Raw genomic sequence first — 14,895 nt, 5'->3', positions numbered from 1 at the left:
GTGCTAAACCCTACTTGAACGGCGTTCAACTTTGGTTAAAACCACATATAAATATGTACGGAACTACCCTCAGGGGCATGACGCTTTATGATGACACCCTCTCCCTCCTCCAAGAGCTGATCCGCAATGCCTGCGTTAATGACCTCACGCCAGACTCCGGCCACGAGGTGCGCAATGCGGATAGCCTGGAAAAATTCTTCGCAGGTGAAGACGTGCAGATTGAGCGCTTCGAGTCCCACCCGGGCCGTGTTTCCATCGTAGTGACCGTCCCCGGAGATCCGGACCAGGAACCGCTCACCCTCATGGGACATACCGACGTCGTCCCCGTGGACGAGCCGAAGTGGACCAAGCCGCCCTTCGAGGCCCTCATCGAGGACGGCAAGCTCTACGGCCGCGGTTCCGTAGACATGCTCTTCATTACCGCCACCATGGCCGCCGTCACGCGCGAGGTCGCCCGCGCCGGTAACACGGGCGGTACCCTCGCCTTCGTCGGCATGGCCGATGAAGAGGCCCGCGGCGGGCTCGGCGTGCGCTTTATGTCCGAGAACCACCCCGACGCCTTTTCCTGGAAGAACTGCTTATCTGAAACCGGCGGCAGCCACCTGCCCGGCGCGGTGGGCTTTAACGTAGGCGAAAAGGGCGCGGGCCAGCGCCGCCTGCACGTGCATGGTGATGCCGGCCACGGCTCCACTCCTTATGGCAAGGACTTTGCCATCGTAAAGATCGGTGAGGTAGCTCGCCGCATCGCCGCCGCTGAGCCGCCTACAGCCTCGAATGAGATCTGGGAGGGCTTCGTGCGCACCTTCAAGTTTGACCCCCAGACCGAGCAGGAGCTTATCGACGGCACCGGTGACTACTCCAAGTTCGGCAACCTCGACGCCTACGCGCATGCCTTTAGCCACACCACCATCGCCGAGACCGTCCTGCGCGCCGGCGGCGCCATTAACGTGCTGCCTTCACATGCCTATCTGGAAATGGATGTGCGCCCCTTCCCCGGCCAGACCCAGGAGGATCTGGATGACTTCCTGCGCAACGCGCTTGGAGACTTGGCCGATGAGGTAGAAATCGAACACCTCATTACTGAAGATGCCACGCAATCCTCCACCGATACCGAGCTGTGGCGCGCCATCGAGGCCACCTCCAAGGAATTCTTCCCCGATAAGGACGTCGTCCCAGTTCACGCCACCGGCGGCTCGGATCTGCGCTTCGCCCGCCGCAAGGGTGGCAACGCCTATGGCTTTGCCATGCACGCTGAGGGCCGCGATATGGCCAGCGCCAATTCGCAGCTGCACAGCCACGACGAGCATCTCTACTTGGAGGACCTCGAACTCACCGTGCGCGCCTACCGCAGCCTGGTCAATCGCTTCCTTGGCCTGTCACAGGCATAACAAGTGTGGCAAGATGTCTGGCATGAGCTTTGCACGTAAGTCCGCGCTGCTATCTGCAGCTACCGCCCTGACCGTAACCCTCGCCGCCCCTGCCGCTGCCCATGCCGACGCCGTTGACAACCTCCTAGCCAAGATGCCCGCCGGGCAGATTTCCTGCTCCCAGGCCAAGCAGTACTGGACCAACTCCGCTGACTACAACCAGAAGAAGTCCCAGGCCCTCGCCGTTGCCACCGTGCACCCACGCGGCAACGAGGTTCGCGACGCCATCGGCCGCATGGACGAAGCTATTGCCCGCTGCGGTCTAAACGGCACCACTGGCCAGGGCAAGCCGGTCAACACTGGCGGCCAGCGCGGCAACGCTCCCGCGCCAAAGCCGGCTCCGGCCCCGGCACCGGCGCCAGCCAAGAACGCCAAGGTCATCGAGCTGGGCACCATCCCGGGCCAGCCGACTATCGACGTCCCCTTCTTCGGCCAGACCTTCCGCATCCCGGATGCGGCCAAGATTGCCCAGAACGCTGTATCCCAGTTCCAGCTGCCGCAGATTCCGCAAATCCAGCAGCTACAGCAGCTGTCTTCTTTCTAGCGGTCTAGCTGAAAATAGATCCCGGCATGCGCGCTGCAGCCGGGATTAAATTTATGCCCGCAGTGGGGACACGCAGGCGCGGCGGAATAAGCGTGGTAGTTCATCTCGGTGCGGCAAGCGCCGCAGAGGACCGAGGGGGCGTCGACAAGCATGGGCCCAAACTCATGCTCAGTAAGCTCGGCATGGCACAGCGCGCAGGCAAAATACTTCCCGCAGGTGGCGCACTTATTGGCCACCACATCCAGCGGCGAATGCCAATGCTTGCACCGGCCCTCCGCATCAATCGCGCCGTGAATCTTCATGGCCGTCAGCATACGCGCCATTCTGCTGCCACTGGTGCTTCTTTTCCTCGGATTTCTTAGCATTGCGCACGGCCTGAATGCCCACCACGATGGCGATGATGAGTGGTACCCACACCTTGCTGTAATCCATGAGGAATACGAGCCAGTCGGGCAGATCGATGTCGATGTTGAAGTCGAGATTCGGCACCGGCAGCTCAATCTGCGGAAACTCCGGCACCGGGAGCGCGATATCCGGCAGGTTAATCTCCGGCAGCTCCCAATCCGGCAGCAATCGGGACAAGATGCGGCTGATGATCGGGCCAAGCACGATCACGCCAATGGCCCAGCCGGACTTTCCCAGGCCACCCAAAAGCGGATACAGCACCCGCTTGAAGGAGCTTTCCTCCATGGCGTGGCGGCGCTTTTCCCCCACGGAGCCGGCCGGGGGCTCGAGGGCGACTGCCTCCTCCCCATTGCGGTAGTACACGTCGAGGAGCTCGCCAAAGGGGGAGGCTTGGATATCTAGGTAAGGCTTGGTTCGCGGGGCGGAGTTCTCGAGCAGGGTGAGGTCTTTTTCGATCTTCTTCTTAAGTGAATAGCGGCCCGCACGCGGCCGATCGTGGCGGCTGCGTACCTGACCGTTCACCACAATCTGCAAGCGTGGGCTCGGGTTCTTCCGCCAGAGCCGGAGGCGTTCCGGCAGGGTGGCATCGCCTGGAACCGGGGTGAAGTCCTTCGCTTTCTTAGGCCACTGGCCCATCTCCGCGAATTCGGCATCATACCCGCGCTGCACCTCGATGGTGCCCACCTCGGGGTGCTCTAGGCGCCACGTCTCCATTAGCTTTTCCCTTCCTTAGAGCCCACCGCGGCCCCCAGCTTGCTCGCGGCCCATGCCAGGAAAACAAATACTGGGAGGTATATCCAGGTGCCCTCGTTGAAGTAGAGGGACATGGCTGCAAAATACGCCAGCCCCGCCACGCAGAAAATGGTCCAGGAGGCGCGGAAAGTGGTGCCATCGGCAAGAGCAATGGCCACCGTCAGCACGGCCATGAGGATGAGCAAAGTGGCACCGGAGACAAATTGATAGATGGCGGGCGGTAGGCCAACGAAGACCGCGGCCATGGCTATGGGCGCCCACCACTGCCACCAGACGCGGCTGGGCTCGTCTTTCGTTTCCGCTTCTTCTTCTAGCTCCTCAAACACGCACCCAACCTATCACAGGGCTTAACAAAGCTTATAGGGAAGAATCCTCCCTGCGGCCGGCCTAATCCTCCCCGCGGAGGATACCGCGCTGAGCAGTGCGTACCTAGCGTTGAAGGCATGAAAAGCACACCACTCATCCTCGCGGCGGGCGTAGTATTTGGAGCCATCTACGGCACCAATGCGCTCCTGCCAGACATGTATGACAACCCCACCTCTGAAGTGCAGGCCGGACAGGCCCGCATCCCCGGATTATCCTGCACGGAAGAAGATGGCTCCACCAGCAGTGAACCACGCTGGAACTGTGACGGCACCCAGATCCGCGCTAAAGAAGTCGGCGTACAGGACAAAGACCAAGCCACCCGACGCTACCTCCGAGCAATGGGTGAAGGTACGGCCATGCCGGAGGGAGACATCGACCGCGACGGGGATAAGCGCACGCTTAGCGATGGCGACCTCGTAGCCATCAGCATCGAGGGAGATGGCCCCACCACGTTCCTTACCCTGCGCGGACCGCGCGCTGCAGAACTTGCCCAGGAGGTAGAAGAGGCATGAAGACTCTGTACTGGCTATCTATCGCTTTTGGCCTTGTAGTCTCCGGCTTTTTCTTGGCCGATCGCCGGTTTACCGAGGTTGGACTCATCGGTGCGCTCATCTGCGTGGGCCTGACGCTCGGGCTGGGATTGTTGTGGTTCAGACCGCGGCCGATGTGGCAGGGCATCCTCTGGGGTGCGCTCGCCCAGCCGGTGGTGGTAAGCCTCAACGACCAGATGGTGGGGATTTCGGACAAGCTGGGGCTTACCTACTTGGACGCGGCCTTTTACTCGCCGCTTCCAGAAGAAACCATCAAGCTCCTCGGCGTCGTCATTATTATTGCGGCTTTTGGAAACGTGAAGCATCCCTACCAAGCCGCCGCGGTCGGCATGGCCGTAGGCCTTGGCTTTGATGTCATGGAAAATATTCCATTCATCCTGAACGCGACCATCACTAACCTGGATGGCGACCTCTGGGGCGCCATTATTACCGGTACCGGGCGAATCCTCACTGGCGCCTTTAGCCATGCAGTGTATACGGGGGTTGCGGCGTGGGGCGTCGGCAAGCTCTATGCGGGGGCACGCCACGGATACTGGCAGGTGGCCGGATTCTGGCTGGCCGCTATTGCCCTACATACCTTGTTCAATGGCGCGACCATGATTGCGGGTGACTGGCCGGTAACCATCCTTGTTATCGCCCTTATCACCTGGACGCTTATTATCTGGGGCCTGCGATTCATGCGCAAGCAAGATAGAAAATATGCGGCACAAAGAAGCGAAAATACCCTACCCACTAAAGATCCAGAATATAGCTTCTGAGCTGCCTAAACGTCTCAAAAAGGTTCGTGTCCGGTGGGTGCTATAAGGTGTGAATCGTACACAAGTTCACACGATAATTTAGGTACGATGCGCCATGGAAGAACCTTACTTTTCCACGACCAACACCACCGACCCCACCACACGCTTAGCCTTTGAGATGCGAAAGGCGGAATACGAGTTCTGGGTGAGCCAAGTCCCGAAGCTCGATTCTGATTTCGAATTAGTTACCCAATCCCTCTACCGCACCACCGGCGTCAATGAAGGCCGAATTGGTCATATCCTCATGGCGCTGCACCGCTTGGAGGAACTGCCTGAGCTCCAGGCGCTGCAGCACCGCCTCTACCACTTGGACCTCGACCGGATTATTGCCATCAATAAGTCCCTCAACCGCTTGGGAAATCCGACACCGGAGGTGGTGGCGCGCATCGATGAGCAGCTCACCGCCTACCTCACCCCTACCCGGCCGAACCAGGCCATGCGCACTCAGGCACAGATCAAGCGCAAACTCAACGAGCTCATCAACCTCGCGGATGACACATTGGCCGTCACCCAGGGCCCTACCCAGCCGCGCTACACCATGGAAAATTGGGGCGATAACACTTCGGCGGTGACTTTGAGTGCGGACCCGGCGGTTATCGCGAGCGTCGATAAGTGCGTCCGGCAGACCGCGCTGGAGCTAGATTGCTCGCTTGCCGACGCCGCCGTTGCACTCCTCACCGGCCGCACCCAAGCCCCCGAGATCATCCTCAACGCCTACAAGGCCACCGACGTGCCCAATTCCCCGGCGTTCATTGAGTCGGTGGGCTGGCTCGACCCGGCGCGCTCCAATGCGCTGCCCTACACTAAAATCCGGGAGATGGACCCTAACCACGAGGTCAAGGGCTATATCACTCCCGCCGCTATGGCCGCGTACCTGGAAGGTTTCGACGGCACCTGCCGCTACCCCGGCTGCAACCGCCCGGCATCCGCCTGCCAGAAGGACCACCGCATCAACCACGCGGACGGCGGGCCGACCACCCCGGCAAACCTCGCCTGCTTATGCCAGCACCACCACAACGTGAAAACCGATGGCCGAGCCTTTTATGTCATGGACCCACATACGCGCGACATCATCTGGCTTTTTGAGGATGGCACGTGGACCACCACCGAGCCCTCCGGCCCGCTGACGCCCAAGAACAAGAATTGGGTGCAGACATTTGCTCAAACCATGACTGCCCACCGCGCTCGCGCCTACGAGGAAGCGCAAGAACTCATGCGCCAGCAGAAAACCACCTCTAGGGAGGAGGAATAAAACCACCAGTTTCCCTACAGTGGCTGGTATGACGCAAAATTTGTTCACGCTAGATGAGCTCGTAATTACCCAGACTAAGTCCTTCCTCAACGATCAGTTCATGATCACCGATCTAGACGGCACTCCTGTGGGCACCATCCTTCAGTCCACCAGCCTCAAAGACATGGTGTTTAAATCCTCTCGCAGCTTGGAGGTCGCACTCACGGATGCTGAAGGCAACCCGCTACAGACGGTCATGACGATTTCGGACCCGCCGAATTTTCTGCGGGATACCTATGAGGTGCACTTGCCGGGAATCGAAAAGCCCATGGCCGTTATTACCAAGCGTTTCTCCATGCTCAAGACAAAGTTGGACTTGACCATGGAGGGCTTTGCCGACGTCGAAATTCACGGCGACTTCTGGGATTGGAACCTTTCCATCACTTCAGAAGATCGCCTGCTTGCTGACGTCTCTAACGAATGGACTGGCATGGGTAATTTCTTCATGGGCAAAAACACGTATCGCTTGCGCATCACGCCGGGCCTCAATGAGCAACATCACGCCGCCATCATCGGCGCCGTGATGAGCATGGATATGCTGCGCACTAAGCAAAAGAACAGCGACTAAGAAAAATAAAAAGGTGTTGTTGCAAAGTTGGGCGGAGAGCAGCGAAGACTCAGTTTCTCATTCCCTGATGGCCGCTGCGTGTGGGCGTTGTTAGGCGGTCTCGAAGACCCGGTTGACGATCACCGCGTCTGGGTTCGGTTGCCCGTTGGCAAACATCGCGCCTTGCCCTTTCCGCAATGAGTACATCGCCTCCATCCCTTTCAACGTCCGATATGCAGATGTCCGGTTCTTAAACGCGCCTTTCGGACCGAGGATCCGCTTCAGCCGACCATGGCCGCCTTCCAGGATGTTGTTGAGGTATTTCGCCTGCCGGTGTTCCACTGTTGGCGGGCAGATTCCCTCTGACTTCAACTCGGCGATTGCCCTGGCAAGGCAGGGTGCTTTATCGGTGTTGATCACTCTGAGATACCCGGCTGACGCATTGGATCTGACGGCCTTGGCCAGGAAACACTTCGCTGCAGCCACGTTCCGATTCGAAGAGAGGTAAAAGTCCAGGGTCTGGCCACCGGCGGTGATCGCCCGATAGAGGCAGCACCACCTGCCGCCGACCCGGATATAGGTCCCATCCACCCGCCAAGAACTGGCCTGCCAGTCAGGTACCTGCCGGTACCACCGTGTTTGCTTGTCCAGCTCAAGGGCGTATTTCTGCACCCAGCGGTAGGTCCTGGTGTGATCGACCGGCACGCCCCGCTGAAGTCATCATTTCCTCCAGATCGCGGTAGCCCACCCCGTAGCGGCAGTACCACCCACTGCCCACAGAATGATGCCACGGGAAAAATGACAACCGGAGAAAATACCCATGGCTGTGACTATTTCACGTCACTCTTCCTACTGCCCCAACTTTGCAACAACACCTTTCAGGGTCATATGGGGGCAGTGGAGAGAAGTGGTGGATCAGTGGACGGCGGTGGATGCCGGAGTAGGCGTGGCGTGTTCCTCTTTCGACTCGGTCGGAGCCAGGTGAGCCGGATCCAGATCAATGCGGCGCAACAGCTGGGCGTTCAGGGCCACCACGATGGTCGAGGCAGACATCAAGATCGCGCCCACGGCCGGGGACAGCACGAAGCCGATCGAGGCGAGCACTCCGGCGGCCAGCGGCACAGCGAGGATGTTGTAGCCAGAGGCCCAGATCAGGTTCTGGATCATCTTGCGGTAGCTGGCCTGGGACAGCTCAATCATCGACAGCACTGCCCGCGGGTCATCACTGGCTAGGACCACCCCGGCAGATTCCATGGCCACATCCGTGCCGGCACCGATGGCGATACCGACGTCCGCGCGGGTCAGAGCGGGGGCGTCATTGACACCGTCACCGACCATGGCCACGCTCAAACCCCGGTCCTGCAGCTGCGTGACCTTGGTGTCTTTGTCCTGGGGCAGGACCTCGGCGAAGACCTCATCAATGCCTAAGTCCTGACCGACGGCGTGGGCCACCTGCTGGGCGTCGCCGGTGATCATCGCAACCTTCACCCCGCGGTCCTGCAGGGCTTTCACGGCGGCGCGGGATTCGGGGCGGATCTTGTCCTCGACGGCCACCGCACCGATGATCTGACCGTCACGGACAATATGGAGCACACCGGCCCCACGCCCGGTCCAGGCGCTGGTGGTGTCGGTGAGCTCGGCCGGGGTCGTGAGGTTGAACTCGCGCAGCATGTTCGGCCCGCCCACGAGGATCTCAGCGCCATCGACAGTGGCCCGGACCCCCCGGCCGGAGGCGGCGCTGAAACCAGTTGCACGGATTTGCCGACGGGAGGCCTCGGGATGGGCGGCCGCGGCCGCCACGATGGCGCGGGCCACGGGGTGCTCACTGTCGGCCTCCGCGGCGGCGGCCAGGGCCAGCAGCTCTCCCTCGGTGACGCCGACAGCTGCCGCGACACCGGTGACCGCGTGCGCACCCTCGGTCAGGGTGCCGGTTTTGTCGAAGAGCACCACGTCGATGGTGCGCATCCGCTCGAGCGCCATTCGGTCCTTGATGAGCACACCGGCTTTCGCGGCCCGCTCGCTGGAGATCGCAATGACCAGCGGAATCGCCAGGCCCAGGGCATGCGGGCAGGCAATGACCAGCACCGTGACCGTGCGCACGACGGCATCGTCCGGGCTGCCGATAATGGTCCACACCACCGCGGTGATCAGAGCGGAGATAAGCGCGAACCAGAACAACAACGCCGCCGCCCGATCCGCCAGGGCCTGGGCCCGGGAGGAGGACTCCTGGGCGTCGGCAACCATGCGTTGGATCCCGGCCAAGGCGGTGTCCCCGCCGGTAGCCTCCACCCGGACGCGGACGGTGTTGTCGGTGGCCACGGTACCGGCGACCACCTTGTCACCGGTGTCGCGGAAGACGGGACGGGATTCGCCGGTGATCATCGCCTCATCGAATTCGGCGGCTCCATCGAGGATGGTTCCGTCGGCCGGCACCCGGGCACCGGCCCTCACCAGCACGACGTCGTCGACGACCAGGTCGGAGATGGCCACGGTGCGGGTGGTCCCGTCGATGACTTTCTCGGCCTCATCCGGCAGCAGGGCAGCCAGTGCGTCAAGCGCGGAGGACGCGGCCCCGAGAGCGGACATCTCCAGCCAGTGGCCCAGCAGCATGATGGTCACCAGCAGGGCCAGCTCCCACCAGAAGTCCAGCTCAAAACCGCCCAGCCCCAGAGTGGTGACCCAGGAGGCGACAAACGCCACGGTGATGGCCATGGCGATCAAGAGCATCATCCCGGGTTGGCGGGATTTCAGTTCTTTCCATCCGCCCTTGAGGAAAGGCGTTCCGCCGTAGACGAAGATGATCGTGCCCAGCACCGGGGGGATCCAGGTGGATCCGGGGAATGCCGGGAGTTGGTAGCCGAGCAGCTGGGCGACCATGGGGCTGAAAATAACGACGGGAATGGACAGAATCAGCGACCACCAGAAGCGGTCCCGAAACATTGCGGTGCTGTGTCCGGCGTGTTCGCCGTGACCATGAACGTGGTGGTCGTCGTCCAGGGCGGAGTGCGGGTGATCGTGGGGCATCGCCTGGCCGTGGGTGTCGGCATGTGCGTGGTGTTCGTGGCCGGCATGATCCGGGTGGTGGGTGTGGTCTGTTTCCGGAGCGGGGTGATCACCATGGTGATCACCCGAATGGTGGGGAGTGCTCATGACGTTCCTTTCGCTCAACCCGGTCGGGGTCGAGATGATGGGTAAAACTGATCAGGATAAGACGGTGTAGCCGGCCTCCTCGATGGCCCGGCGAACCATCTCCGGAGGTACGACACCGGTGACCGTGACGGTGGAAACACCACCAGCAGCGAGATCAATCTGGACGTCGTCGACCTGGGGAAGGGCCTGAAGGGCCTGGGTCACGCTTTTCGCGCAGTGCCCGCAGGTCAGGCCGGTGACCTGGTAGCTAGGGGAGGACCCTCCTGCTGACGAGTCGCTGGTGGCAGGGGTGGAGGCGGTGTCGGCACGTGAGGCAGGTCCGCAACAGCTGCAGCCGTGGGAGGCCATCGGCAAGAGGCGGGGCGGGGAGGTGATCATGGGAAAGCTCCTTCGGTTCGGTGGGGTGCGGCGATGCCGCTCTCTAGCGTATACCCCCAGGGGGTATATTTTCAGCATACCCCCTGGGGGTATATTTTCAAGGGGTAGAGGGCACGGCCCTCACGCGGGGCAGGGTGTGGTCACCGAGCAGCCTCCTCACTTTCGGGAGGGGACAGCGGGAGGCGGAGGGCAAACACCGCTCCGCGACCAGGTCCGGGGGAGGTGGCGGTGAGAGTGCCGCCGTGGGCCTCGATCAATGCCTTGGAGATGGTCAGACCGATACCGGCCCCGCCGTTGTCCCGGCTGCGGGCGGCATCCCCCCGGTAGAAGCGTTCGAAGATGTGTCCGAGCTGGTCAGGTGGGATGCCCTCGCCATCATCGGCGACGTGGATGAGCGCGGTGGACGCCCCCTGTCGGTGGACGCTGATCCGGGCCTGCCCGCCGGCCGGGGTGTGCCGTAGCGCGTTCGACAGGAGATTGCTCATCACCTGGCCGAAGCGTTGCCGGTCCACGAGCACCCGGGCGGTGTCTGCAATGCTCTCGACCTGTAAATCGACGCCTTTGTCAGCATAAGCTTCCCCCGCGGCAACAGCGGCGGTATGGAGCAGATCCCCGAGCCCTTCCTCCGCCAGGTCCAAATCGATCCGGTGTTCCTGGGCCCGGGAGACATCGTCGATGTCTTCCATCAACCGGGTCAGGCGGGTGAGTTGGTCAGCCATGATCGTGTGGGTGGCATTATTCCAGTCCACGACCCCGTCCTGGAGACCATCGAGGTAGACCGTGAGCACCGATAAGGGGGTGCCCATTTCGTGGGCCAGATCAGAGAGCATCTGGCGGCGGACCTGTTCGGTGTGTTCCAGCCGGTCGGCCATGGTGTTGAAGGCATGCGCCAGGGTGGTGACCTCGGGGCCTGCTTTTCCGGCGGGCACGCGGATACGGGAGTTGCCGGCCGTCAGGCTGGTAGCGGCGCGGGTGAGATCCTGCAGGGGGGTGCGCAGACGACGCGATAACCACAGGCTGGCCAGCAGAGCGCTGATCAAGGCGGTGGGCAGGGAGACGGCCAGGGTGATCAGGTTAGCGCCCCGGTAGGCCTGCTCGGCATGGAACAGCTCCAGCGAGGGGTCCTCCCGGCCGGTCATCAACATATGATCATGGAACAGGGTCGGGCCCACCATCGTGGCCACGGCCGCGGCCACCAGCAGGCTAATCACCACGACCAACACCTGGGCGGCTAGGAAGCGGAAGGTCAGGCCGGGTCCGTGATTCATGGCTGCCCCACCCGGTAGCCCACGCCACGCACGGTGTCGATAAACCCCCGGCCCTGGGTGTCGGTGCCGAGCTTGCGACGCAAGTTGCCGATGTGAACATCGACGATGCGTTCATCACCGACCCAGGTGGTGTCCCAGACCTCGGTGACCAGGTCATGGCGGGTCAGCACCTGGCCAGGGCGCAGGCCCAGGGCAACCAGCAGCTCGAACTCCGTGCGGGTGAGCTCCACGGTCGTCTCCCCCACCCGTACCTCATGGGCGACGGGGTCAAGGATGAGGTCACCAACGATCAAGGGGGTAGTCACCTGCGGTGGGGTGGTGCTGGTGCGCGGGCGGCGCAGCACCGCATGCACCCGGGTCACCAGTTCCCGGATGCTAAAAGGTTTAGTGATGTAGTCATCCGCCCCCAGGGTCAAACCGCTGATCTTGTCGTCCTCGCTGCCACGCGCGGTGAGCATGAGGATGTAGCAGTCCGAGAAGGTGCGGATGCGTCGACACACCTCCAGGCCGTCGAGTTCGGGCAGCCCCAGATCCAGCACCACAACATCGGGGGAAAAGCGACGGGTCTCGTCCACGGCCTGAGTGCCGGTGTGCGCCTGGCGGGTATCAAAGCCGGCCCGGATGAGGTAGGAGGCCACCATCTGAGCCAGGGGTTGTTCATCATCGACGACCAGCACCCGCCCCGGGGGCGTGGCGGTGGTCGGTGTGCGGTCAGCCATAGACCCCAGTATCGCTCCGGTCAGGGGGGAATACCACCCTCGCTCAGTGCCCGGCGGGGAAATCTTCATCAAATCTTCAAACATCACCCTTCGACCGCCGTCACCCCTGTGTCCCACCCTGGGTCGGCGGCATCGCCTCCCCTGGTCGGTTCAGCAGGCGCCACCAGGGATTTCACTGTCTGCACCGCATACCCGGGGCGGGTAGAAGTACATCACCCACGGCTGTGGGGTGGTGTCCCGGTGGTGACCCAGCCCACCGAATTCACCCCCTTTTCGCCCTGTTATAAGGCTGTGAACAGGGTTTTTGATTTCTAGTCCGTCAGGCACCCGTGCTAGATAAAGGTATGGCATCGACCTTGAGACGGTGTCTTCTCATGGTCTTACCACGATCCAAGGAGATTGACGTGAAACGAGCAGCGATCGCAGCCGCCGCCCTTGCCCTCGCCCTCACGGGGTGTTCGGCTGCCGACCCGGAACCCACCGCCGATGGGACGGTGTCGCAGGACACATTCCTGACTGCCCATGGCCTGGCCGACATGGACGCGGTGGAGATCATTGATCACCTCGACCGGCAGAAGGTCACTGAGCGTCCCACGGATCTGATCGCCTCAGTACGTGCCGATGAACTGCTGCTCTCGAGCGATGACCAGGAAGTTGTGCTCGATCTTCCCGACAATCAGACGTATGTCTCGATCGCACCCTATCTCACCTCCACCCACGACTGCTTCTACCACAGCCTCACGACCTGCCAGGGGGAACTCGACAATGAGGATATCCAGGTCACGATCACCGATGAGGCGACCGGTGAGGTGCTGGTGGACGAGGCGACAACCACCTTCGACAACGGGTTTATTGGCTTCTGGCTTCCCGATGATGCCACCGGTCTGATTGAGGTCAGCTACCAGGGGCGTACCGGCACAACGGAGTTTTCCACCGGCGACGACGGTGCCACCTGTGTCACAGACCTGCACCTGACGTGATGGCTCAGCCGGGTCCTCACCTGCGCCTGTCTCCCGTATCACTGAAATCTAACACCAAGGAAAGTTAAATCATGATAAACGGATTTTCCCGACGACAGTTTCTGCTCGGTGGGCTCGTCCTCGCCGGCACCGGGGCCGTGGCCGCCTGCACCAGCGACCCTGGACCCGCTGCCTCGGCACCAGGTTCCTCCCTTCGCCCCACTCCCACCCCCACTGCGCTCGGTGAGCCGACAGTGCGCCGGACACTGACCGCCCGGCCCCTCTCTCTGGATATCGGCGGTATCGAAGCCAAGACGTGGGGATACGTCTCTGACACCGGGGATGCGGCCATTAAGGCCACCGCCGGCGACGTCCTCCAGGTCGATATCACCAATGAACTGCCTGAGAGCACCTCCATCCACTGGCATGGCATCGCACTCCACAACGCAGCCGACGGTGTGCCCGGCATGACCCAGGACCCCATTGAACCTGGCGAGTCTTTCTCCTATGTTTTTGAAGTCCCCCATGGTGGCACCTACTTCTACCATTCCCACTCCGGCCTGCAGCTTGATCGCGGCCTCCACGCCCCACTGATCGTCCGTGACCCGCAAGACGCTGAGGACCAGGACGTCGAGTGGACCATCGTGCTCGACGACTGGGTCGATGGCATTCAGGGCACTCCCGACGATGAGCTCGACAAGCTCACCGGAATGGGTTCGGGTGACCATAACGGGAAGAAGGGGATGGGAGGTCACGGCCATATGATGCACGGCACCCCGGACCGGGTACTGGGCGGGGATGCCGGCGATGTGATGTATCCGCACTACCTCATCAACGGACGTATCCCCCGTGCTCACCGGACCTTCGAGGCTCGCCCGGGCGACAAGGCCCGCCTGCGGTTTATCAACTCCGGCGGTGACACCATCTTCAAGGTGGCCCTCGGTGGCCACCGCATGACCGTGACCCACACCGACGGCTTCCCTGTCCAACCCAGGGAGACCGAATCGATCTACCTGTCGATGGGCGAGCGTGTCGACGTCGAGGTCATCCTCGACGACGGTATCTTCCCGCTCACGGCTTTGGCGGTGGGTAAGGACGACCGTGCCTTCGCCGTCATCCGCACCGCCGGCGGCCAGGCCCCCCACCCCGATGTCGACTTCCCCGAGTTGTCGTCCACCGGACTGCTTCTGTCCTCCCTGAAGCCAGCAGACCGTGCACTCCTGCCCGAGGACACACCAGACCGAGAAGTCAGCATCGACCTGGGCGGGCAGATGATGCCGTATGAATGGAGCATTCTCACCGACGGCCAATCCTCCTCCGCGACCGTGCAGGAGGGCCAGCGCCTGCGGATGGTCATGCGCAACAGGACCATGATGCCCCATCCCATGCACATCCACGGCCACACGTGGGCGCTGCCCGGCAGCGGCGGGCTACGCAAGGACACCGTCCTTCTCCGCCACGGTGAAACCATGATTGCCGACCTGATCGCTGACAACCCCGGTGAGTGGGCATTTCACTGTCATAACGCCTATCACATGGAAACCGGGATGTTCAGCTCGCTTCGCTACGAGTAACCGCCACAGCAGGGTTGAGTGCCGAGGTGGGCGGGGGTGCCCCCGAGTAGTGGACACGGCGTTGGTGTCAGGGTTGAGCAATGTGTGCCAGGAGTTGACGGGATTGAAGTATGCGTCGGCGTGCACGGCAGCAAGTTCAATGATGCGGTCGTAGCACTTGTTAAAG

15 protein-coding genes and 1 pseudogene are annotated in these 14,895 nt (G+C 61.9%); 8 read left to right on the top strand and 8 right to left on the bottom strand.

What is annotated here, in order from left to right:
• Positions 1-77: 77 nt before the first annotated feature.
• On the top strand, positions 78-1,388 hold the full coding sequence (locus RAE04_RS05455) for a M20/M25/M40 family metallo-hydrolase (protein WP_317026681.1): 1,311 nt from the start codon (positions 78-80) through the stop codon (positions 1,386-1,388).
• A 22-nt stretch (positions 1,389-1,410) separates the two neighbouring features.
• Complete coding sequence (locus RAE04_RS05450; RefSeq protein ID WP_317026680.1) at positions 1,411-1,971, top strand: hypothetical protein; 561 nt, start codon at positions 1,411-1,413, stop codon at positions 1,969-1,971.
• On the opposite strand, the gene RAE04_RS05445 is transcribed toward RAE04_RS05450, so the two are convergent.
• From RAE04_RS05445 to RAE04_RS05435, 3 genes are read right to left on the bottom strand one after another with little or no spacing between them, the layout of a single operon-like run.
• Positions 1,968-2,273 carry a CHY zinc finger protein gene (locus RAE04_RS05445; RefSeq protein ID WP_198492306.1) on the bottom strand — a complete coding sequence of 102 codons (306 nt, stop codon included), beginning with the start codon at positions 2,271-2,273 and terminating at the stop codon, positions 1,968-1,970. The two genes, RAE04_RS05450 and RAE04_RS05445, sit on opposite strands and share 4 nt — an antisense overlap.
• Complete coding sequence (locus RAE04_RS05440) at positions 2,251-3,090, bottom strand: hypothetical protein (RefSeq protein WP_317026679.1); 840 nt, start codon at positions 3,088-3,090, stop codon at positions 2,251-2,253. Before RAE04_RS05440 ends, RAE04_RS05445 begins: the two co-directional genes overlap by 23 nt.
• Positions 3,090-3,455 carry a heme transporter gene (locus RAE04_RS05435; protein ID WP_317026678.1) on the bottom strand — a complete coding sequence of 122 codons (366 nt, stop codon included), beginning with the start codon at positions 3,453-3,455 and terminating at the stop codon, positions 3,090-3,092. The genes RAE04_RS05440 and RAE04_RS05435 overlap by 1 nt, the downstream gene beginning before the upstream one ends.
• Positions 3,456-3,572: 117 nt before the next feature.
• On the opposite strand from RAE04_RS05435, the gene RAE04_RS05430 reads away from it, so the two are divergent.
• The 4 genes from RAE04_RS05430 (at position 3,573) to RAE04_RS05415 (ending at position 6,702) form a co-directional block, all read left to right on the top strand.
• The gene (locus tag RAE04_RS05430; RefSeq protein ID WP_317026677.1) at positions 3,573-4,007 is read left to right on the top strand and encodes a hypothetical protein; all 435 of its coding nucleotides are present in this window, start codon (positions 3,573-3,575) and stop codon (positions 4,005-4,007) included.
• Positions 4,004-4,804 carry a PrsW family glutamic-type intramembrane protease gene (locus RAE04_RS05425; protein WP_317026676.1) on the top strand — a complete coding sequence of 267 codons (801 nt, stop codon included), beginning with the start codon at positions 4,004-4,006 and terminating at the stop codon, positions 4,802-4,804. Before RAE04_RS05430 ends, RAE04_RS05425 begins: the two co-directional genes overlap by 4 nt.
• A 94-nt stretch (positions 4,805-4,898) precedes the next feature.
• The gene (locus RAE04_RS05420; protein ID WP_317026675.1) at positions 4,899-6,095 is read left to right on the top strand and encodes an HNH endonuclease; all 1,197 of its coding nucleotides are present in this window, start codon (positions 4,899-4,901) and stop codon (positions 6,093-6,095) included.
• 28 nt (positions 6,096-6,123) lie between these two features.
• The gene (locus tag RAE04_RS05415; RefSeq protein ID WP_317026674.1) at positions 6,124-6,702 is read left to right on the top strand and encodes an LURP-one-related/scramblase family protein; all 579 of its coding nucleotides are present in this window, start codon (positions 6,124-6,126) and stop codon (positions 6,700-6,702) included.
• Between the two features lie 90 nt (positions 6,703-6,792).
• Here RAE04_RS05415 and RAE04_RS05410 read toward each other — a convergent pair.
• The 5 genes and pseudogenes from RAE04_RS05410 to RAE04_RS05390 all read right to left on the bottom strand — a co-directional run bounded on the left by RAE04_RS05410 (position 6,793) and on the right by RAE04_RS05390 (position 12,196).
• Positions 6,793-7,503, bottom strand: a pseudogene (locus tag RAE04_RS05410) (IS6 family transposase).
• Between the two features lie 93 nt (positions 7,504-7,596).
• Positions 7,597-9,831, bottom strand: a complete 2,235-nt coding sequence (locus tag RAE04_RS05405; RefSeq protein WP_317026673.1) for a copper-translocating P-type ATPase — start codon at positions 9,829-9,831, stop codon at positions 7,597-7,599.
• A gap of 51 nt (positions 9,832-9,882) precedes the next feature.
• The gene (locus tag RAE04_RS05400) at positions 9,883-10,209 is read right to left on the bottom strand and encodes a heavy-metal-associated domain-containing protein (RefSeq protein WP_150851786.1); all 327 of its coding nucleotides are present in this window, start codon (positions 10,207-10,209) and stop codon (positions 9,883-9,885) included.
• A 140-nt stretch (positions 10,210-10,349) separates the two neighbouring features.
• The gene (locus RAE04_RS05395; RefSeq protein WP_317026672.1) at positions 10,350-11,477 is read right to left on the bottom strand and encodes a HAMP domain-containing sensor histidine kinase; all 1,128 of its coding nucleotides are present in this window, start codon (positions 11,475-11,477) and stop codon (positions 10,350-10,352) included.
• Entirely contained in the window at positions 11,474-12,196 is a 723-nt protein-coding gene (locus tag RAE04_RS05390; RefSeq protein ID WP_198492299.1) for a response regulator transcription factor, read from the bottom strand. Before RAE04_RS05390 ends, RAE04_RS05395 begins: the two co-directional genes overlap by 4 nt.
• Positions 12,197-12,600: 404 nt before the next feature.
• Between RAE04_RS05390 and RAE04_RS05385 the strand changes: the two genes are divergently transcribed.
• Together RAE04_RS05385 and RAE04_RS05380 are read left to right on the top strand one after the other, a co-directional pair.
• The gene (locus RAE04_RS05385) at positions 12,601-13,176 is read left to right on the top strand and encodes a CueP family metal-binding protein (RefSeq protein ID WP_027018851.1); all 576 of its coding nucleotides are present in this window, start codon (positions 12,601-12,603) and stop codon (positions 13,174-13,176) included.
• Positions 13,177-13,247: 71 nt separating this feature from the next.
• Positions 13,248-14,729, top strand: coding sequence for a multicopper oxidase family protein (locus RAE04_RS05380; protein WP_317026671.1), 1,482 nt, complete (start codon positions 13,248-13,250; stop codon positions 14,727-14,729).
• Positions 14,730-14,895 lie beyond the last annotated feature (166 nt).

The organism is Corynebacterium sp. CTNIH16, from assembly GCF_032821655.1.
Taxonomy (GTDB): Bacteria; Actinomycetota; Actinomycetes; order Mycobacteriales; family Mycobacteriaceae; genus Corynebacterium; species Corynebacterium marquesiae.
Note: the sequence above shows the minus strand (reverse complement) of the source record. Positions and strands in the feature narration are given on the sequence as shown.

Coding starts and splice junctions, on each gene's coding strand:
- RAE04_RS05445 (WP_198492306.1), bottom strand. CDS start 2,273: ATGAAGATTCACGGCGCGATTGATGCGGAGGGCCGGTGCAAGCATTGG.
- RAE04_RS05455 (WP_317026681.1), top strand. CDS start 78: ATGACGCTTTATGATGACACCCTCTCCCTCCTCCAAGAGCTGATCCGC.
- RAE04_RS05450 (WP_317026680.1), top strand. CDS start 1,411: ATGAGCTTTGCACGTAAGTCCGCGCTGCTATCTGCAGCTACCGCCCTG.
- RAE04_RS05400 (WP_150851786.1), bottom strand. CDS start 10,209: ATGATCACCTCCCCGCCCCGCCTCTTGCCGATGGCCTCCCACGGCTGC.
- RAE04_RS05415 (WP_317026674.1), top strand. CDS start 6,124: ATGACGCAAAATTTGTTCACGCTAGATGAGCTCGTAATTACCCAGACT.
- RAE04_RS05395 (WP_317026672.1), bottom strand. CDS start 11,477: ATGAATCACGGACCCGGCCTGACCTTCCGCTTCCTAGCCGCCCAGGTG.
- RAE04_RS05405 (WP_317026673.1), bottom strand. CDS start 9,831: ATGAGCACTCCCCACCATTCGGGTGATCACCATGGTGATCACCCCGCT.
- RAE04_RS05390 (WP_198492299.1), bottom strand. CDS start 12,196: ATGGCTGACCGCACACCGACCACCGCCACGCCCCCGGGGCGGGTGCTG.
- RAE04_RS05420 (WP_317026675.1), top strand. CDS start 4,899: ATGGAAGAACCTTACTTTTCCACGACCAACACCACCGACCCCACCACA.
- RAE04_RS05430 (WP_317026677.1), top strand. CDS start 3,573: ATGAAAAGCACACCACTCATCCTCGCGGCGGGCGTAGTATTTGGAGCC.
- RAE04_RS05380 (WP_317026671.1), top strand. CDS start 13,248: ATGATAAACGGATTTTCCCGACGACAGTTTCTGCTCGGTGGGCTCGTC.
- RAE04_RS05440 (WP_317026679.1), bottom strand. CDS start 3,090: ATGGAGACGTGGCGCCTAGAGCACCCCGAGGTGGGCACCATCGAGGTG.
- RAE04_RS05425 (WP_317026676.1), top strand. CDS start 4,004: ATGAAGACTCTGTACTGGCTATCTATCGCTTTTGGCCTTGTAGTCTCC.